Raw genomic sequence first — 18667 nt, 5'->3', positions numbered from 1 at the left:
CTTCCGGTGTTCTGCTTGCTCAGGCGGTGCTTCCTTGCCTGTGCCGAAAAGCTTGCCCCCGCACCTTCATGGCCGTGTCCGCCGACTGTCACAGACCTGTCACAGGGGCCGGTCGCAGGGAAGACACGGCAAGGTCACAGAGAGAAGCGGTAGGCGCATGCATCGTTCCAGGTGTCGTACCGGACCCCCTCCATGGGCCAGAATGACCCCCGTGCCTTCCCTGTTGCTGATCGAGGACGACGACGCCATCCGAACGGCCCTGGAGCTCTCACTGACGCGCCAGGGTCACCGGGTGGCCACCGCTGCCACCGGTGAGGACGGCCTGAAGCTGCTGCGCGAGCAGCGGCCGGACCTGATCGTGCTGGACGTGATGCTGCCCGGCATCGACGGTTTCGAGGTGTGCCGGCGCATCCGGCGCACCGACCAGCTGCCGATCATCCTGCTGACCGCGCGCAGCGACGACATCGACGTGGTGGTCGGCCTGGAGTCCGGCGCCGACGACTATGTCGTCAAACCGGTCCAGGGCCGGGTGCTGGACGCCCGGATCCGGGCCGTGCTGCGGCGCGGCGAGCGGGAGGCGAGCGACTCGGCGACGTTCGGCAGCCTCGTGATCGACCGTGCCGCGATGACGGTCACGAAGAACGGCGAGGACCTGCAGCTGACCCCGACGGAGCTGAGGCTGCTGCTGGAGCTGAGCCGGCGGCCGGGGCAGGCGCTGTCCCGGCAGCAGTTGCTGCGCCTGGTCTGGGAGCACGACTACCTCGGTGACTCCCGGCTGGTGGACGCCTGCGTGCAGCGTCTGCGCGCCAAGGTCGAGGACGTGCCGTCGTCCCCGACGCTGATCCGTACCGTGCGCGGCGTGGGCTACCGGCTGGACTCGCCTCAGTGACCGAAGCGCAAGGGGGGGTTCGCGGCTGGGCCGCGACTCGCAAGGGACATCTGTCACGGCTGCGGTTCACCAGTCTGCGGCTGCGCCTGGTCGTCGTGTTCGGGCTGGTCGCGCTCACCGCGGCCGTCTCCGCGTCGGGAATCGCGTACTGGCTCAACCGCGAGGCCGTGCTGACGCGTACCCAGGACGCCGTGCTCGGCGACTTCAAGCAGGCGATGCAGAACCGGGCGGGCACTCTGCTCCCGCATCCCACGCAGGACGAACTGCAGCGCACGGCGGGCCAGATGGCCAACAGCAGCCAGCGCTTCAGCGTGCTGCTCGTCGCCCGGGACGCCGACGGCAAGACGGTGTACGGCAGTTCGGGCGCCCTGGACGGCTTCTCGCTGCGGGACGTGCCCGCGTCGCTGCGGGCGGCCGTGAACAAGCGGCAGAAGGTCGACTCCGGCAACAAGTACGCCTACCACCTGTACTGGCAGCGGGTCACCGACCACGGCACGCCGTATCTGGTGGCCGGCACGAAGGTGATCGACGGCGGGGTGACCGGCTACATGCTGAAGTCGCTGGAGCCGGAGGCCAAGGACCTCAACTCGCTGGCCTGGTCGCTGGGCATCGCCACCGGCCTCGCGCTGGTCGGCTCGGCGCTGCTCGCGCAGGCCGCCGCGTCGACGGTGCTCAAGCCCGTGCAGCGGCTGGGGGTCGCCGCGCGCCGGCTCGGCGAGGGCAGGCTGGACACCCGGCTCAGGGTGTCGGGCACGGACGAACTCGCGGATCTGTCACGGACGTTCAACGACGCGGCCGAGGCGCTGGAGAAACGGGTCGACGACATGGCCGCGCGGGACGAGGCGTCCCGGCGGTTCGTCGCCGACATGAGCCATGAACTGCGTACCCCGCTCACCGCGATCACCGCCGTGACGGAGATCCTGGAGGAGGAGCTGGAGGCGGAGTCGGGGTCCATAGACCCGATGATCGAGCCCGCCGTACGGCTCGTCGTCAGCGAGACCCGGCGGCTCAACGACCTCGTCGAGAACCTGATGGAGGTCACCCGCTTCGACGCGGGCACGGCGAAGCTGGTCCTGGACGACGTCGACGTCGCCGACCAGATCACCGCCTGCATCGACGCCCGCGCCTGGCTGGACGCCGTCGACCTGGACGCGGAGCGCGGCATCCACGCCCGTCTGGACCCGCGCCGCCTGGACGTGATCCTCGCCAACCTCATCGGCAACGCGCTCAAGCACGGCGGCTCGCCGGTACGGGTCTCGGTGCGTGCCTCGCACGCGAAGGACGGCGAGGGCGCCGAGGTCGTGATCGCCGTGCGCGACCACGGACCCGGCATCCCGGAGGACGTCCTGCCGCACGTCTTCGACCGCTTCTACAAGGCCAGCGCCTCCCGCCCGCGCTCCGACGGCAGTGGACTCGGCCTGTCCATCGCCATGGAGAACGCCCACATCCACGGCGGCACGATCACCGCCGCGAACTCGCCCGAGGGCGGAGCGGTCTTCACCCTGCGCCTGCCGCGCGACGTGTCGGCCCTGACGGAGGACGCCGACGGCGAGGCCGAGAAGGGGGACGCGTGAGGGACGTACGACGCCGGCCGAAGGCGTGGCTCCTGCCCGCGCTGCCCGTCCTCGCCGCGCTGCTCGCCGGCTGCGGCATCCGCTCCACCCAGGTCCCGACCGACTTCGGCGCCGCCCCCTCGCAGGTCACCTGTTCCCTGGCCCAGCCGGACGTCTCGGCGCAGGCCTCGCGGGGACTGCCCGTGCAGATGTTCCTGCTGTGCGGCTCGTCGCTGGTGGCCGTCGACCGGACGGTGCGCGTGCCGGACGGCACGGCGGACTCGCAGCGGCGCGTCCTGGTGGCGCAGGGGCTGCTCGACCAGTTGGCGGCGACGCCGTCGGCCGTCGAGAAGGAGGCCGGTTACACCACGGCCGTGCGCGGTGGCATGACGGTCGGCGGCCCGCGTGCCGGCGACCCCGACGACGCGCTGCGGCTGAGCACCGCGCCGGCCGACCTGACCTCGTACGCCCTCGCACAGGTCGTGTGCACCTTCTCCGACTCGGCGGCGGCCGAGGGCGACGGCTCGGTGATCCTCGGCGGCCCCGGGCGCGGGCCGCTGCGCCGCTACGAGTGCACGGACGAGGTCCGCTCCCGCCCGGGCAGCGAGCAACCGCCGTCGAGTCAGGTCACGGGCGGCTGAACCGCCCCTGAACCCCGGGTGTGGCACAGGCCTCACAGGGGTACGTCGGGGCGAGGCGGAACCGATCCCGCCGGACGGCGCGTCTTGGGCAGCGTGCAGCGTCAAGGCTCCATCGGCGGCAGCGCCGCGATCCGCATCCGTGTGACAGGGGGTGTCCTCCTCGTCGCGCACCTCGCGTTCGTCGCCTGGCTGACGCTGCGGCCGCTGGACGTGCCCTGGGTGACGCCGCCGAACGTGCGCCCGCTCGCCGGCATCCGGGCCGACCTGCTGCTGGGCTGGCAGGTGGCGGCCCGCCGGATCGCCGAGGGCCTGGCCCTGCTCGCCCCGCTGGGCGTGCTGCTTCCGGCGGCCCACGGCAGACTGCACTCCTCGCCGCTCGGCTCCCTGGTCCGCACGACCGCCGCCGGCGCCCTGGTCTCGCTCGGCATCCTGCTGCTGCAGACAGGGGTCCCGGGCCGCGTCCCGGACGTCGACTCCCTGCTCCTCAACACGCTCGGCGTGGCCCTGGCCCACCTCGCCGTCGTCCCGGCCGCCCGCGTGCGGCTGCGTCGCAGGTCGGAGCGGGACGACCGGGCCGCCGTCCACCAGGAGGAGGCGGCTCAGGGTCGGACCCCGACGTTTCCCAGGGTCGGGATCGCACCGTAGAGCGACGCTTCGCCCCCCTTCGTACCCGTAGCGTGGAAGGCAGATGAGGAAGCCGCCAAGGGCCTCCTCCACCGACGCTCACGAAGGAGCCGCAGATGTCCGCCCTCGTCCGCCCCACCCATGGCCGCATGATCGGCGGAGTGTGCGCCGGTCTGGCTCGGCGCTTCGGTACCTCCGCGACCACGATGCGGGTGATCTTCCTGGTGTCGTGCCTGCTGCCGGGCCCTCAGTTCCTGCTCTACATAGCCCTGTGGATCCTGTTGCCCTCGGAGGACAAGGCGGCCCGCACCGCCTGGTGACACCGTCCGCGCGTACGCCGATGGGGCGCACCCCGTGTCCAGGGGGCGCGCCCCATCGGCGCGTACGGGGGTCAGCCCAGCGGGAGGCCGTTCACCGGCAGGCCGTGCGTGGGCGCGTGCGTGGACAGGCCCTGGACCGGCAGACCGCCGAGCAGACCGGCGACGGGGCCGGTCGGACCGTGGGCGAGCATCTGCGCCGCGACCGGCTGCACGGCGGTCAGACCGGCCTCGGCCGCGTCCTTGCCGTGAGTCGCCGTGTCACCGGCACCCGGCACCGCGTGGGAGAGGTTCTCCGCCGGGAGCGTCTTGGTGACGTTGTCCAGCGCCCCGGTGGCGTTCGGGAGCCCCGGGGCCGCGGTCGCGGCACCCGCGCCCGCGGCGGCGAAGGCGGCACCCAGGGCGGCGACACCGAGGGTCTTGACGGCAGACTGCTTCATGGAATGCGTCCTCGAAATGGGGTTACGGGGATGTGAGCGGTCCCCGACCGTAAACACGCGGACGCTGCCGCCGCAAACATCGAAATGCGGACGGATTGTGAATGGCCGTCCGCATTTCGCTCCCCCGAAATCGCCAGTTCAGCCCTTCGACTCCACAGAACCGCTGGTGGATGCGGTCTGCTGGAACAGCCATTCGGACTTCAGCTCCGCATATCCGGGCTTGACGACGTCATTGATCATGGCCAGTCGTTCATCGAAAGGAATGAACGCTGATTTCATCGCATTGACGGAGAACCACTGCATGTCGTCGAGCGTGTAACCGAACGCGTCGACAAGGTGCTCGAATTCCCGGCTCATGCTGGTGCCGGACATCAGCCGGTTGTCCGTGTTCACGGTGGCCCGGAAGTGCAGCCGCCGCAGCAGCCCGATGGGGTGCTCGGCGTACGAGGAGGCGGCGCCCGTCTGCAGGTTGGAGCTGGGGCACAGCTCCAGCGGGATGCGCTTGTCCCGGACGTAGGAGGCGAGCCGTCCGAGCTCGACCGAGCCGTCGGCCCGCACCTGGATGTCGTCGATGATGCGCACCCCGTGCCCCAGCCGGTCGGCGCCGCACCACTGCAGGGCCTGCCAGATGGAGGGCAACCCGAAGGCCTCGCCGGCGTGGATGGTGAAGTGGTTGTTCTCGCGCTTGAGGTACTCGAAGGCGTCGAGGTGCCGGGTGGGCGGGTAGCCCGCCTCGGCGCCCGCGATGTCGAAGCCGACGACGCCCAGGTCCCGGAAGCGGTTGGCGAGTTCGGCGATCTCCAGGGCGCGGGCGGCGTGCCGCATGGCGGTGAGCAGGGCGCCGACGCGGATGCGGTGGCCGTTCTGCCGGGCGATCCGCTCGCCCTCCCGGAAGCCCTCGTTGACCGCCTCGACGACCTCTTCGAGGCTCAGTCCGCCCTCGAGGTGCTGCTCCGGCGCGTACCGCACCTCCGCGTAGACGACGCCGTCCTCGGCGAGGTCCTCGGCGCACTCGCGCGCGACCCGGACGAGGGCGTCGCGGGTCTGCATGACGCCGACCGTGTGGGAGAACGTCTCCAGGTACCGCTCCAGCGAACCGGAGTCGGCCGCCTCGCGGAACCAGAGGCCGAGCTTGCCGGGGTCGGTCTCGGGGAGGCGTGTGTAGCCCGTGCTGTGGGCGAGTTCGACGATCGTCCCCGGGCGGAGGCCGCCGTCGAGGTGGTCGTGCAGCAGAACCTTCGGCGCCCGGCGGATCTGGTCCGGCGTCGGGGTGTTCGACATGGTCTGGCTCGTCATTTCCGCACTCTACCTCCTACGCGCGTAGACGGCGCGGTGTACAACTTCGTCGATACGTAACGGTGACCGCACCGACGGGTCATGTACACCCTCGCTTCTGACACTGTTCTGTCATGGCACACCAAGCGACGCCGGTACGAACGGCCCGGCTGGGGAGGGCGATCGGTCCGGAGCCGACGGCGGTGAGCGCAGTGGTTCTGCTGCTCCCCGGCGGCGACGAGGAGTCCGACCGCAGACCGTCCCCCGTGCTGGCGGCCGCCTCCGTGCGGGCACTGGGCCGCAGGCTGGCCCGCGCCGGCCGGGAGGACGGGCTGGTCACGCATGTCGTCCACTACCGCTACAAGGGCTGGAACGGCAGCGAGGCCCATCTGGCACAGGACGCGTCCTGGGGCGTGGAGGAGGTCGTACGGCGCTACGGGGACGTCCCCGTCTGTCTCGTCGGCTTCGACATGGGCGGCCGGGCGGCACTGCGCGCGGGCGGGCACGAGGCCGTCAACTCCGTGGTGGCGATCGCGCCCTGGCTGCCGGAGGAGGACGTGGCGGCGTCCCCTGAACCGGTGAAGCAGCTGGTGGGCCGGCGGGTGCTGATCGTGCACGGCACGAACGACGAACGGACCGATCCGGAGCTGTCGTTCCGGCTGGCGGCCCGGGCGAAGAAGGCGAACCGGGAGGTGTGCCGGTTCGAAGTGCACGCCGACGGCCACGGGTTGCACCAGTACCGGCGTGAAGTGCACGCGCTCACCCAGGACTTCGTGATGGGGGCGCTGTTCGGGAAGACGCTGTCGAGGCCGGTCGAGGACGCGCTGGCGGCTCCGCCTCCGCTGGGCCTGCGGATGCCGCTGGCCGCCGGGTTCGGCAAGTCGCTGCGCCGCTGACCGGCGGCTCACGGCAGCAGACTTCCCCTGCGCGAGAGCAGGAACTTCTTGAAGGCGGCCACGGGGGGCGTGTCCGGGTGGCCGTCGAGCCAGGCCACGCCGATCTCCCTGGCCGCCCGGGGGGCCGTGACCGTCAGCTCGACGACGCCCGGGCGGGGGAAGGCCGGCGGCGGGAGGAGGGCCACGCCCAGACCCGCGGCCACCAGGCCCCGTAGCGTCTCCGCCTCCTCGCCCTCGAAGGCGACACGGGGCTTGAAGCCCGCCTCCTGGCACAGGTCGTCCGTGATGCGGCGCAGGCCGTAGCCGGGTTCCAGGGTGACGAAGGCCTCCTCGGCGGCCTCCGCCAGACGGACGCGCCGGCGCGCGGCCAGCCGGTGGTCGAGGGGGACGACCAGGCGGAGTTTCTGCTCGTCCAGGCGGCGGGCGACGAGGTCGGGGGCGTCGGGGACCGGGGAGGTGAGGCAGAGGTCGAGCTCCCCCGCGCGCAGTTTCTCCAGCATGGCCTCGCCGTAGTTCTGCACCAGGCTGAAGCGGACCCGGGGGTGGTCGAGGCGGAAGGCCTGGATGAGGGCGGGGACGGTCTCCGCGCCCATCGTGTGCAGGAAGCCGAAGGCGACCTTGCCGGAGGCGGGGTCGGCGTCGGCGCGGACCTCGTCGGCGGCGCGCTCGATCTCGGTGAGGGCGCGTTCGACGTGGGTGAGGAAGGTGCGGCCGGCCGGGGTGAGGGAGACCGTGCGGCCGCGGCGGGCGAACAGCTCGACGCCCAGGTCCTGCTCCAGGCGCGCCATGGCGCGGGACAGGGTGGACTGGGGCACCTGGAGTTCCTGCGCGGCTCGGGTGACGTGCTCGGTGCGGGCCACACCGGCGAAGTGGGCGAGACGCGGAGCGAGCAACATCGTCATGTCTTCTGTGTCACTGGTCGGTGACAGGCGGGGCTGTGAGCTCGGGTCATGCACCATGGGAACGATTATGGCGATTCCATGCATTGGACGGATGAGCGGGGGCGTACGTAGCTTCGAGGCATGTCTCCCGCCAGTACCGGGGCGTCCAGCGTCATGGGCGCCGTCACGGCCGTTTCCGCCTCCGAACCCGACTCCCGTATGGCCCCGGGCGGCCCGGGGTATCGCCGGATGAGCTTCGCGCTCTTCCTCGCGGGGGTCGCGACCTTCGCGCTGCTGTACTCCACGCAGGCCCTGCTGCCGCTGATCTCCGGCGAGTTCGGGGTGGCGGCGAGCGAGGCGAGCTGGACGGTCGCGGCGGCCACCGGCGGGCTGGCGCTGTTCGTGCTGCCGATGAGCGCGCTGTCGGAGCGGTTCGGCCGCCGGACGGTGATGACCGCCTCGCTGGCGGTGGCGGTGTCGGTGGGACTCCTGGTGCCGTTCGCGCCCTCGCTGGGCGTGCTGGTGGTGCTGCGGGCCCTGCAGGGCGCCGCACTGGCGGGTCTGCCCGCTTCGGCGACGGCCTATCTCGCCGAGGAGGTCCGGCCCAAGGCGCTGGTCACGGCGATCGGGCTGTTCGTGGCGGGCAACAGCGTCGGCGGGATGAGCGGCCGGGTCATCACCGGATGGGTCGCGCAGGTGTGGGGCTGGCGGGTGGCCGTCGGTGTCATCGGGGTGATCGCGGTGGCCTGCGCGGTGGCGTTCCGGCTGCTGCTGCCCGAGCCGCGGCACTTCGCGACCGGTTCGCTGCGGCCGCGGGTCCTGGCCCGGACGGTCCGTGACCACCTGGCCGACCCGCTGCTGCGCCGGCTGTACGCGATCGGCGCGCTGTTCATGACGGTGTTCGGCGGGGTGTACACGGTGATCGGCTACCGCCTGACCGAGGCGCCCTTCTCCCTCCCCCAGGGCATCGTCGGCTCGATCTTCCTCGTCTACCTGGTGGGCACGGTGTCCGCGTCCACGGCCGGCCGGCTGGTGGGCCGCCTGGGCCGGCGCGGGGCGCTGTATCTCGCGGGCGGTACGACGGCGGGCGGGCTGCTGCTGACGCTGGCCGGCTCCCTGGTGCCGGTCCTGCTGGGTCTGGTGCTGATCACGGCCGGGTTCTTCGCGGGCCACGCGGTGGCCTCGTCGGCGGTCAGCAAGACGGCCACGACCGGCCGGGCGCAGGCCTCGGCCCTGTACCAGTCGGCGTACTACATCGGCTCCAGCGCGGGCAGCACGGTCGGCGCGACGGCCTTCCACTCCGGCGGCTGGGCCGGGACGGTGGCCGTCGGGCTGCTGGCGGTGCTGGGCGTCGTGACGATCACGGTGCTCGGATCGCGCGCGGCACGGGTCGCGACGCGGCAGCCGGTCACCGCGCACTGAGCCCCGCCCGCAGCACCCTGGCGTGAAGCTGCGACACCGCGCCGACCTGCGCCTTCGGCCGCTCCGGGCGCCATTGTCAGTGCCCTGCGCTAGCTTCGGACGTGCTGGGTGCGAAGACGCGCGACGGGAATGCCACAGGGGTGGGTGGACATGAGCGACGGTACGGCGACGACGACCGCGGATCTGGACGTCAGGCTGGAGAAGCACCGCGTCGAACTGACCGGGTACTGCTACCGCATGCTCGGCTCCTCCTTCGAGGCCGAGGACGCGGTGCAGGACACGATGGTCCGCGCCTGGCGCAGCTACGAGAAGTTCGAGGGCCGCTCCAGCCTGCGCTCGTGGCTGTACCGCATCGCGACGAACGTCTGCCTGGACATGCTGACCGCCGGCAACAAGCGCGCCAGGCCGATGGACCTCAGCGAGTCCACCCCGCTCGCCCAGGCCGCCCTGTCCCCCCGCCCCGACAACACCTGGCTCGAGCCGATGCCGGACAACCGCGTGCTGCCCACGACGGACGATCCGGCGGAGGCGGCCGTCGCCAAGGAGTCCGTGCGGCTCGCCTTCATGGCCGCCCTGCAGCAGCTGCCGGCCAAGCAGCGCGCGGTGCTCATCCTGCGCGAGGTGCTGGCCTGGAGGGCGAGCGAGGTCGCCGAGCTGCTGGAGACGTCGGTGGCATCGGTCAACAGCGCGCTGCAGCGGGCCCGGGCCACGCTGGCCGAGCGCGAGAAGGCCGACAAGGCGGCCGGGGCTGCCGTGTCCGACCCGCTGGACGAGGAGCAGCAGAAGCTGCTGGAGCGCTATGTCGCCGCCTTCGAGGGGTACGACATGACGGCTCTGACGGCCCTGCTGCACGAGGACGCCGTCATGACGATGCCGCCGTTCGACCTGTGGCTGACGGGCCACGACGACATCACCGGCTTCATGACGACCCTGGGCTCCGCCTGCGAGGGCTCCCGGCTGGTGCCGGTGCAGGTCAACGGGCTGCCGGGGTTCGCCCAGTACAAGCCGGACCCGGAGGCGGGCGGCTGGGCGCCGTGGGCGGTGCAGGTGCTGGAGATCTCAGAGGGCCGGCTCACCGGGTTCCACTTCTTCCTCGACACCAAGCGGTGGTTCCCGCTCTTCGACCTGCCCCTCCACCTCGAAGCCGAGCCCGGCCAGAGCGAGCAGGGCGCGTAGGGAGGGCGCCGGGTCGCGCAGCCGGATCCGTCCCCCGGCCCGCCGGGCGGCGAGCTGCAGCCGCGCCAGCAGGTCGACGGCGCCGAGACCCGGTGGCCCGATCCCGGCGACGTCGATCACGACGACGCCGGCGTTCGTGGACGCCAGCAGCGCCCGCACGTCGTCGCACAGCCCCGCCGCCTCGTCACGGGTGACGGGGCCGGGCAGCACCAGCAGAGCAGGCTTCATGGCGTTCACGAGCGGTAGACCGGGCGGGCGGGCGGAACTCATCGCGGCGGACCGCCTACGAGGCGTGTCCGCCGTTCGGGATCACATTGACCCGCCGCCCCGCTGCCCCAGAGGGTTGGGTGTATGCCGCACCGATCAGCGCCGCCCCGGAGACCCGACGGCCCTCTTCCCGCCGAGGACCTTGTGAAGGAGCCGCCGTGCAGGGCGTGTTGACGGGCTTCGCGGTGATCGCGGTCGTCATCGGCGTCGGGTACGTCATCGGACGCGGCGGCCTCCTCGGCGAGCACGGCCGCGAGGTCCTGACGAAGCTGGCCTTCCACGTGGCGTCCCCGGCGCTGCTGTTCACCACGCTCGCCCGCGCCGACCTCTCGGTGATCTTCTCCAGCCGGCTGCTGGTGACGGCCATGAGCACGGCAGCGGCGGCGGGCGTGTTCGTCGCGGTGGGCGCCGCGCGGGACTGGGGCGTGGGCCGCACGACGATCGGCGCCCTGTGCTCCAGTTACGTCAACTCCGGCAACCTCGGCATCCCGATCGCGGTGTACGTCCTGGGCGACGCCTCACTGGTCGCGCCGGTCCTGCTCTTCCAGCTCATCGGGGTCACCCCGGTCGCCCTGACGATCCTCGACCTGTCCGGCAAGGGCGAGAAGGGCCCGCTGTGGCTGCGGCTGCTGACGCCGCTGCGCAATCCGATCGCGGTGGGCTCGCTGGCCGGGGTGGCGGTGTCGGCGCTCGGGGTGCGGGTCCCGGCCCCCGTCATGGACCCGCTGACCCTGATCGGCAACATGTCGGTCCCGGCGGTGCTGCTGGCCTTCGGCATCTCCCTGTGCGGCAGCACGATGCCGGGGCGGGGCGCCGACCGGGGGGCGGTGTTCCTGTCCGTGGCCCTCAAGTCGGTGGGCCAGCCGACGGTGGCCTGGGCGCTGGCGACCGGCGTCTTCGGCCTCCGGGGCCATCAACTCCTCGACGTGGTGGTGACGTCGGCCCTCCCGGCCGCCCAGAACCTGTACACGTACGCGAGCCGGTACCGGGTGGCGGAGGGGCTGGCGCGGGACTCGATCCTGCTGTCCACGGTGCTGTCGGTGCCGGTGCTGGTGGTGGTGGCGGCGCTGTTGGGGTGACGCTCTCACTTCAGCGGGAAGATGCCGGTGTCCAGGACCAGCTTGAACGGTGCGGGCAGCATCAGCTCCTCGCCGTATTCCACCGAAGCGAGGACTCGGTAGGTGCCGCTCTGCGGTTCTCCGTGGAACGTCGCCGTGGGACGCCCCGACTGCCAGGCGTCCGGCAGGAGGTACCGATCCCAGCATGCCGAACGGGACCGGTGGGGGTCCACCGGTCCCGTTCATCCGAAAGGCAAACTCCCCTGTTCAGGCGATGCGTTCCAGCACCACCGGCGACGCCGAGAAGTCCGTACCCGCCGCCCCGATGTCGTAGGAACCCTCCACCGCCTGCAGCGCGTACTCGAAGCGTTCGGGGGTGTCCGTGTGGAGGGTCAGCAGGGGCTGGCCCTCCGTGACCGTGTCGCCCGGCTTGGCGTGCATCTCGACGCCCGCGCCCGCCTGCACCGGGTCCTCCTTGCGGGCCCGGCCCGCGCCCAGGCGCCAGGCGGCGACGCCGATGCCGTAGGCGTCGAGGCGGGTGAGGACGCCGGTCGACGGGGCCTTGATCACGTGCTGCTCCTTGGACGTGGGCAGCGCCGCGTCCGGGTCGCCGCCCTGGGCCGCGATCATCCGGCGCCAGACGTCCATCGCGGAGCCGTCGGCCAGGGCCTTCGCCGGGTCGGCGTCGCGGACGCCGGCCGCGTCCAGCATCTCGCGGGCCAGGGCGATCGTCAGTTCCACGACGTCCGCCGGACCGCCGCCCGCCAGGACCTCGACCGACTCGCGGACCTCCAGCGCGTTGCCCGCGGTCAGGCCGAGCGGGGTGGACATGTCGGTGAGGAGGGCGACCGTCCTCACGCCGTGGTCGGTGCCGAGGCCCACCATGGTGGACGCCAGCTCGCGGGCGTCCTCGATGGTCTTCATGAACGCGCCGGTGCCGACCTTCACGTCCAGGACCAGGGAGCCGGTGCCCTCCGCGATCTTCTTCGACATGATCGAGGAGGCGATCAGCGGGATCGCCTCGACCGTGCCGGTGACGTCCCGCAGGGCGTAGAGCTTCTTGTCCGCGGGGGCCAGGCCGTCGCCCGCCGCGCAGATCACCGCGCCGGTGGTGTCGAGGACGTGCAGCATCTCCTCGTTGGACAGCAGCGCGCGCCAGCCCGGGATCGACTCCAGCTTGTCCAGGGTGCCGCCGGTGTGGCCGAGGCCCCGGCCCGACAGCTGCGGAACGGCGGCGCCGCACGCGGCGACCAGGGGGGCCAGCGGCAGCGTGATCTTGTCGCCGACGCCGCCCGTGGAGTGCTTGTCGGCCGTCGGGCGGGACAGGGACGAGAAGTCCATGCGCTCGCCGGAGGCGATCATCGCGGCCGTCCAGCGGGCGATCTCGCGGCGGTTCATGCCGTTGAGGAGGATGGCCATGGCGAGCGCGGACATCTGCTCGTCGGCGACCTCCCCGCGGGTGTACGCGTCGATGACCCAGTCGATCTGCTCGTCGCTGAGCTCACCGCGGTCCCGCTTGGTGCGGATGACGGAGATGGCGTCCATGGCCATGGCGTGGGGTCCTTCCGTGGTTCAGGAAGTGTGCGGCCCCTTCGAGAGTCGACTCGAAGGGGCCGTACGGGAGTTACTTGGTGAGATGGCCGGGGCCGAAGGCCTGGGGCAACATCTCGGAGAGCGGGAGGATTCCCGCCGGGGTCTCGAGGAGCAGGTCGGGGCCCCCGAACTCGTACAGCAGCTGGCGGCAGCGGCCGCACGGGACCAGGATCTCGCCCCGGCCGTCCACGCACGTGAAGTGCGTCAGCCGGCCGCCGCCGGTGCGCTGAAGCTGCGAGACCAGCCCGCACTCGGCGCACAGTCCCAGGCCGTAGGAGGCGTTCTCCACGTTGCAGCCGGAGACCGTGCGGCCGTCGTCGACCAGGGCGGCGACGCCGACCGAGTAACCCGAATAGGGGGCGTACGCCTGGGTCATGGCCTCGCGGGCCAGCTCGCGCAGCGCCTCCCAGTCGACCTCTGCCGGCCGGGTCACTTGCCCTGGCCCTTGCGGTAGCGCATGCCGTCGGCCTTGGGCATCCTCAGGCGCTGCGCGGACAGCGACAGCACGAGGAGGGTGACGACGTACGGGGTGGCGCCCACGAAGTCGCTCGGGACCTCGTCGGTGACCAGGTACCACAGCAGGACGAGCGCGCCCACGAAGAGGCTGATGCCGCCCTGCCAGTGGGCCTTCTTGTACATCTTCCAGCCGGCCATCGCCACGAGCAGCACGACCAGCAGGAGCAGCAGGGCGTGCACCGTCTGGCCGCCGTTGCGCAGCTGCAGCGCGTCGGAGTAGCCGAACAGGCCGGCGCCCATGGCGAGGCCGCCGGGCCGCCAGTTGCCGAAGATCATGGCGGCGAGACCGATGTAACCGCGGCCGCCGGTCTGGCCCTCCAGGTAGATGTGCGAGGTGACCAGGGCGAGGAACGCGCCGCCTAGGCCGGCCAGACCGCCGGAGACGGCGACGGCCACGTACTTGTACTTGTAGACGTTGACGCCGAGGGACTCCGCCGCGATCGGGTTCTCGCCGCAGGAGCGCAGGCGCAGGCCGAACGGGGTGCGCCACAGCAGCCACCAGCTGGCGACGAACAGCACGAAGGCCAGAATGGTGATCACCGACAGGTTGGTGACCAGGCCGCCGAGGATGCCCGCGAGGTCGGAGATCAGGAACCAGTGGTGGTTCTCGATCGAGGACAGGGCGTCGGACACGCCCGGGATGTCGAAGTTGGGCAGCGAGTCCACCGGCGGGGACTGCTTGGGGTTGCCGCCCGCGTCGGCCGCCTTGCCGTCGGAGAAGAACAGCTTGGCGAGGTACTGGGTGGTGCCGAGCGCCAGGAGGTTGATGGCGACACCGGAGACGATGTGGTCGACGCCGAAGGTGACGGTCGCGACCGCGTGGACGAGGCCGCCCAGGACGCCGAAGCCGACGCCGCACAGCAGGCCGAGCCAGGGGTTGGACTGCCAGCCGATCCAGCCGGCGCCGAAGGTGCCGAGGATCATCATGCCCTCGAGGCCGATGTTGACCACGCCGGAGCGCTCGGACCACAGGCCCGCGAGACCGGCGAGCCCGATCGGCACGGCAAGGCTGAGCGCGGCGCTGACCTGGCCGTCGGAGGTGAGCTGGTTGGCGCCGGTGATGGCGCGGACCGCGGCCACGAGGAGCAGTGCGCCCGCGACGATCATGAGGATCTGGCCGAGCGGGCGGCCCGACCGGGTGCCCGCGCTGTCGGCCTTGGGGGCCGCGGGCGGCGGCGTGTCGGTCATCGTGGCAGTCATCACGCCACCTCCTGCTTCTGGGTCGGGGCGGCGGCCTGCGCGGCGAGCTCGGCGCCGACCCGCTGCTGCTGGCGCCTGAGGCCGTAGCGCCGTACGACCTCGTAGGCGATGACGACGCACAGGACGATGACGCCCTGGATGACGCCGAGGATTTCCTTGTCGTAGCCCTGGAACTCCAGGTGGTTGGTGGTGCGCTCCAGGAAGCCCCACAGCAGGGCGCCGAGCGCGATGCCGATCGGGTTGTTGCGGCCGAGCAGGGCGATGGCGATGCCGGTGAAGCCGATGCCCGTCGGGAAGTCGTTGCTGAACTGGTGGCTGTCGTTGAGCAGGGTCGGCATGCCGATCAGGCCGGCGATGGCGCCGGAGATGAGCATGCTGGTGGCGACCATCTTCTTGACGGACACACCGCTCGCGGCGGCCGCGCTCTCGGACTGGCCGACGGTGCGCAGGTCGAAGCCGAAGCGGGTGCGGCCGAGCACGAACCAGTACGCGACGCCGACGGCCACGGCGATGAAGATGAAGCCCCACAGCTCGCCGGCCGCGCCGGTGTTGATCTGGAAGAAGTACGCGTCCTTCGCCAGCGGCTTGGTGGAGACGACCGTGCCGCCGCTCTGCAGTTCGGCGAGCTTCCCGGGCTGCAGCAGGTAGGCGATGATCGCGGTGGCGATCGCGTTGAGCATGATCGTCGAGATGACCTCGCTGACGCCGCGGGTCACCTTCAGCACGCCGGCGATGCCCGCCCAGACGGCGCCCGTGGCCATGGCGCACAGGATGATCAGGATGATCGAGAGCCAGCCGGGCGTGGTCAGCGCGCCGCCGAGGACGGCGGCGAAGAACGCGGCGATGCGGTACTGGCCGTCGACACCGATGTTGAACAGGTTCATCCGGAAGCCGATGGCCACCGCGACACCCGCCAGGTAGTACGTCGTCGCCTTGTTGAGGATGTAGACCTGGCTGTCGCTGGCGGTGCCGTAGGTCAGCATGTCGCTGAAGGCGGCGCCGGGGTTCTTGCCGGTGGCGAGGATCACCAGGGTGGTGACGACGATCGCGGCGACGATCGCCAGCAGCGGGGCCGCGATGCCGAGGAGCAGCCGCTCCTTGTCGATGCGTTGGGTCAGCTTGTTCATCGGGCGTCGTCCTCTGTGTGCTCCAGGTGGCCGGTGGCCGCACCCGTCATGGCGGAGCCCAGCTCCTCGGGGGTGATGGTGGCGGGGTCGGCGTCGGCGACCAGCCGGCCGCGGTACATCACCCGCAGGGTGTCGGACAGGCCGATGAGCTCGTCCAGGTCGGCGGAGATCAGCAGCACGGCCAGGCCCTCGCGGCGGGCCTCGCGGATGTGGTCCCAGATCGCGGCCTGCGCGCCGACGTCCACGCCCCGGGTGGGGTGGGCGGCGATCAGCAGCTTGGGCGCGTGGCTCATCTCGCGGCCGACGATCAGCTTCTGCTGGTTGCCGCCGGAGAGGGAGGCGGCGGTGACGTCGATGCCGGGGGTGCGGACGTCGTACGCCTCGATGATGCGCTCGGTGTCGCTGCGGGCGGCCTTGATGTCGAGGAGCTGGCCGCGGGAGTTGGGCCGCTCGGTGACGTGGCCGAGGATGCGGTTCTCCCACAGCGGGGCCTCGAGGAGCAGGCCGTGGCGGTGGCGGTCCTCGGGGATGTAGCCGACGCCGGCCTCGCGGCGGTGGCGGGTGGGCACGTGGGAGATGTCGGTGCCGCCGAGGGCGATGGTGCCCGCGTTCAGCGCGCGGATGCCCATGATGGCCTCGACCAGCTCGGACTGGCCGTTGCCCTCCACGCCGGCGATGCCGAGGACCTCGCCCTTGTGGATGGTGAAGGAGATGTCGTCGAGGATGATGCGCTCGACGCCGTCGAGGTCGGTCTGGGCCAGACGCAGGCCCTCGACCTTGAGTAGCTCGAGGTCGGTGACCGTGGACTCCTCGGTCTCCGGGGTGGGCAGTTCACTGCCGACCATCAGCTCGGCGAGCTGCTTCGTCGTGGTGCCTTCCGGCTGCACCGTGCCGACGGTGGTGCCGCGGCGGATGACGGTGATCTCGTCGGCCACGGACAGGACTTCACCCAGCTTGTGGGAGATGAAGATGACGGTGAGGCCCTCGGCCTTGAGCTCGCGCAGGTTGTCGAAGAGGGCTTCGACCTCCTGCGGGACCAGGACGGCGGTGGGCTCGTCGAGGATGAGGGTCTTCGCGCCGCGGTAGAGGACCTTGAGGATCTCCACGCGCTGGCGGTCGGCGACGCCGAGCTCCTCCAGCAGCACGTCCGGGCGGACGTTCAGCCCGTACGCGTCCGAGATCTCCTTGATCTTCGCGCGGGCCTTGGCGCCGATGCCGTACAGCTTCTCCGCGCCGAGGACCACGTTCTCCAGGACGGTGAGGTTGTCGGCGAGCATGAAGTGCTGGTGGACCATGCCGATGCCGCGGGCGATGGCGTCGGCGGGGTTGTGGAAGACGACCGTCTCGCCGTTCACGGTGATGGTGCCCTCGTCGGCCTGCTGCATGCCGTAGAGGATCTTCATCAGGGTGGACTTTCCGGCGCCGTTCTCACCGCACAGGGCGTGGACGGTTCCGGTGCGGACGGTGATGTCGATGTCCTTGTTGGCGACGACGCCGGGGAATCGCTTGGTGATGCCGCGCAGTTCGACGGCAGCGGGAGGGCTGGACGCGTTGATGGCGCACTCTCCTCGGGGAAAGGGGCTGCGTAGGAGGGGGCAGGCGTCGGCGACGCTAGCGCGGCAACTCCGCGCTACACGCGTAGAGTTGACACATTGTTATGGCTCGGCGAGGGGGTTGACAAGGGCCCCTTCGCCGAGCCGGGGGTCAGGCGGGAACCGTCAGGTCAGCTGGTCTTGACCTTGACGGTGCCGTCGACGATCTTCTTCTTGGCAGCGTCCAGCTGGGACTTGATGTCGTCGATGTAGCCACCGCTGGTGGCCAGGCCGACACCGCCCTTGGCGAGGGAGTAGACCTGGTTGCCCGTCAGGGGCTTGCCGTCGTGCACGGACTTGATGAAGTCGTACACGCCGACGTCGACGTTCTTGACCATGGAGGTCAGGATCGAGGTCTTGTACGCGGCCAGACCCGGGATGTTGTACTGGTCCGAGTCCACGCCGATGGCCCAGGCGCCCTTGACGCCGTGGACGGCCTCGATCGCGCCGTTGCCGGAGGAGCCGGCGGCGGTGTAGATCACGTCGGCGCCGTTGTCGAGCATGCCGGACGCGGCCCTCCTTGCCCTTGTCGGGGCTGGAGAAGCCGGACAGGTCCGAACCGTGGGTCAGGTACTGGACGTCGACCTTCGCCTTGGCGTTGGTGTCCTTGACGCCCTGGACGTAACCGGCGGCGAACTTCTTGATCAGCGGGGTGTCGACGCCGCCGATGAAGCCCACGTGGTTCTTCTTGGTCTTCAGCGCCGCGGCGACACCGGCGAGGTAGGAACCCTGCTCCTCGGTGAAGGTGATGCTGTCGACGTTCTTGGCGGTCGCGACCGAGTCGATCAGACCGAAGCTGACCTTCGGGTACTTCGCGGCGACCTTGTCCACCGACGTGGCGTAGGAGAAGCCGACGGCGACGATCGGGTTGTAGCCCGCGTCCGCCAGGTCGGTCAGCCGCTGCTCACGGTCGGCCTCGGTGTCGGAGTTCTTCGCGGTCAGCTCCTTGATGGAACCGCCGAACTCCTTCTCGGCCTTGTCGGCACCGCGCGCGGCGGAGTCGTTGAAGGAGCGGTCACCACGGCCGCCGACGTCGTACGCGAGGCCGATCTTGATGCCCTTGCCGCCGCCGCCGGAGGACGAGGACGAGCTGCTGTTGTCGGAGGAGGTGCTGCCACAGGCTGTGGCAGTCAGTGCGAGAGCTGCGGTCGCGATACACGCAGCGGAAAGCTTTGCTACCCGGCGCACGGGAAGGCTCCT

At 71.1% G+C, this 18667-nt stretch carries 19 protein-coding genes and 1 pseudogene; 9 read left to right on the top strand and 11 right to left on the bottom strand.

Annotated elements, in window-relative coordinates; genetic code table 11:
• Nucleotides 1-211 precede the first annotated feature (211 nt).
• The 5 genes from afsQ1 to LN251_RS18380 all read left to right on the top strand — a co-directional run bounded on the left by afsQ1 (nucleotide 212) and on the right by LN251_RS18380 (nucleotide 4027).
• Nucleotides 212-889 carry a two-component system response regulator AfsQ1 gene (afsQ1, locus tag LN251_RS18400; RefSeq protein ID WP_058923589.1) on the top strand — a complete coding sequence of 226 codons (678 nt, stop codon included), beginning with the start codon at nucleotides 212-214 and terminating at the stop codon, nucleotides 887-889.
• Entirely contained in the window at nucleotides 886-2463 is a 1578-nt protein-coding gene (locus tag LN251_RS18395) for an ATP-binding protein (protein WP_458245358.1), read from the top strand. The genes afsQ1 and LN251_RS18395 overlap by 4 nt, the downstream gene beginning before the upstream one ends.
• The gene (locus LN251_RS18390) at nucleotides 2460-3083 is read left to right on the top strand and encodes a hypothetical protein (RefSeq protein WP_458245357.1); all 624 of its coding nucleotides are present in this window, start codon (nucleotides 2460-2462) and stop codon (nucleotides 3081-3083) included. Before LN251_RS18395 ends, LN251_RS18390 begins: the two co-directional genes overlap by 4 nt.
• Before the next feature lie 93 nt (nucleotides 3084-3176).
• The gene (locus LN251_RS18385) at nucleotides 3177-3728 is read left to right on the top strand and encodes a VanZ family protein (protein WP_458245356.1); all 552 of its coding nucleotides are present in this window, start codon (nucleotides 3177-3179) and stop codon (nucleotides 3726-3728) included.
• 95 nt (nucleotides 3729-3823) lie between these two features.
• Complete coding sequence (locus LN251_RS18380) at nucleotides 3824-4027, top strand: PspC domain-containing protein (protein WP_058923592.1); 204 nt, start codon at nucleotides 3824-3826, stop codon at nucleotides 4025-4027.
• 71 nt (nucleotides 4028-4098) lie between these two features.
• Here LN251_RS18380 and LN251_RS18375 read toward each other — a convergent pair whose 3' ends face one another.
• Complete coding sequence (locus tag LN251_RS18375) at nucleotides 4099-4464, bottom strand: ATP-binding protein (protein WP_458245355.1); 366 nt, start codon at nucleotides 4462-4464, stop codon at nucleotides 4099-4101.
• A 138-nt stretch (nucleotides 4465-4602) separates the two neighbouring features.
• Nucleotides 4603-5760 carry an adenosine deaminase gene (locus LN251_RS18370; RefSeq protein ID WP_458245354.1) on the bottom strand — a complete coding sequence of 386 codons (1158 nt, stop codon included), beginning with the start codon at nucleotides 5758-5760 and terminating at the stop codon, nucleotides 4603-4605.
• Nucleotides 5761-5873: 113 nt separating this feature from the next.
• Here LN251_RS18370 and LN251_RS18365 point away from each other — a divergent pair, with 113 nt between their 5' ends.
• Entirely contained in the window at nucleotides 5874-6635 is a 762-nt protein-coding gene (locus LN251_RS18365; RefSeq protein WP_458245353.1) for a prolyl oligopeptidase family serine peptidase, read from the top strand.
• A gap of 8 nt (nucleotides 6636-6643) precedes the next feature.
• On the opposite strand, the gene LN251_RS18360 is transcribed toward LN251_RS18365, so the two are convergent.
• The gene (locus LN251_RS18360; RefSeq protein WP_458245352.1) at nucleotides 6644-7594 is read right to left on the bottom strand and encodes a LysR substrate-binding domain-containing protein; all 951 of its coding nucleotides are present in this window, start codon (nucleotides 7592-7594) and stop codon (nucleotides 6644-6646) included.
• Nucleotides 7595-7657: 63 nt separating this feature from the next.
• On the opposite strand from LN251_RS18360, the gene LN251_RS18355 reads away from it, so the two are divergent.
• Nucleotides 7658-8938: an MFS transporter gene (locus tag LN251_RS18355; RefSeq protein WP_458245351.1), complete on the top strand. Its 1281-nt coding sequence runs from the start codon at nucleotides 7658-7660 to the stop codon at nucleotides 8936-8938.
• A 150-nt stretch (nucleotides 8939-9088) separates the two neighbouring features.
• Nucleotides 9089-10114 (top strand): sigma-70 family RNA polymerase sigma factor, encoded by a 1026-nt coding sequence (locus LN251_RS18350; protein WP_458245350.1) that lies wholly within the window; start codon nucleotides 9089-9091, stop codon nucleotides 10112-10114.
• Here LN251_RS18350 and LN251_RS18345 read toward each other — a convergent pair.
• On the bottom strand, nucleotides 9998-10384 hold the full coding sequence (locus LN251_RS18345; protein WP_458245349.1) for an STAS domain-containing protein: 387 nt from the start codon (nucleotides 10382-10384) through the stop codon (nucleotides 9998-10000). The two genes, LN251_RS18350 and LN251_RS18345, sit on opposite strands and share 117 nt — an antisense overlap.
• Nucleotides 10385-10539: 155 nt before the next feature.
• Between LN251_RS18345 and LN251_RS18340 the strand changes: the two genes are divergently transcribed.
• On the top strand, nucleotides 10540-11460 hold the full coding sequence (locus LN251_RS18340) for an AEC family transporter (protein WP_458245348.1): 921 nt from the start codon (nucleotides 10540-10542) through the stop codon (nucleotides 11458-11460).
• Between the two features lie 5 nt (nucleotides 11461-11465).
• Here LN251_RS18340 and LN251_RS18335 read toward each other — a convergent pair whose 3' ends face one another.
• From LN251_RS18335 to LN251_RS18305, 7 genes and pseudogenes are all read right to left on the bottom strand, one after another.
• The gene (locus LN251_RS18335) at nucleotides 11466-11672 is read right to left on the bottom strand and encodes a hypothetical protein (protein ID WP_458245347.1); all 207 of its coding nucleotides are present in this window, start codon (nucleotides 11670-11672) and stop codon (nucleotides 11466-11468) included.
• A gap of 34 nt (nucleotides 11673-11706) precedes the next feature.
• Complete coding sequence (locus tag LN251_RS18330; protein WP_458246747.1) at nucleotides 11707-12984, bottom strand: thymidine phosphorylase; 1278 nt, start codon at nucleotides 12982-12984, stop codon at nucleotides 11707-11709.
• 79 nt (nucleotides 12985-13063) lie between these two features.
• Nucleotides 13064-13465: a cytidine deaminase gene (locus LN251_RS18325; RefSeq protein WP_458245346.1), complete on the bottom strand. Its 402-nt coding sequence runs from the start codon at nucleotides 13463-13465 to the stop codon at nucleotides 13064-13066.
• Nucleotides 13462-14748 carry an ABC transporter permease gene (locus LN251_RS18320; RefSeq protein WP_458245345.1) on the bottom strand — a complete coding sequence of 429 codons (1287 nt, stop codon included), beginning with the start codon at nucleotides 14746-14748 and terminating at the stop codon, nucleotides 13462-13464. Before LN251_RS18320 ends, LN251_RS18325 begins: the two co-directional genes overlap by 4 nt.
• Entirely contained in the window at nucleotides 14748-15875 is a 1128-nt protein-coding gene (locus LN251_RS18315) for an ABC transporter permease (RefSeq protein WP_458245344.1), read from the bottom strand. The genes LN251_RS18320 and LN251_RS18315 overlap by 1 nt, the downstream gene beginning before the upstream one ends.
• Nucleotides 15872-17431 carry an ABC transporter ATP-binding protein gene (locus tag LN251_RS18310; RefSeq protein WP_458246746.1) on the bottom strand — a complete coding sequence of 520 codons (1560 nt, stop codon included), beginning with the start codon at nucleotides 17429-17431 and terminating at the stop codon, nucleotides 15872-15874. Before LN251_RS18310 ends, LN251_RS18315 begins: the two co-directional genes overlap by 4 nt.
• Nucleotides 17432-17598: 167 nt before the next feature.
• Nucleotides 17599-18655 (bottom strand): annotated as a pseudogene (locus LN251_RS18305) (BMP family lipoprotein).
• Between the last annotated feature and the right edge of the window lie 12 nt (nucleotides 18656-18667).

The organism is Streptomyces sp. MAI_2237, assembly GCF_054189285.1.
The sequence above is the reverse complement of the archived record's forward strand: the minus strand, read 5'-3'. Positions and strand labels throughout refer to the sequence as shown.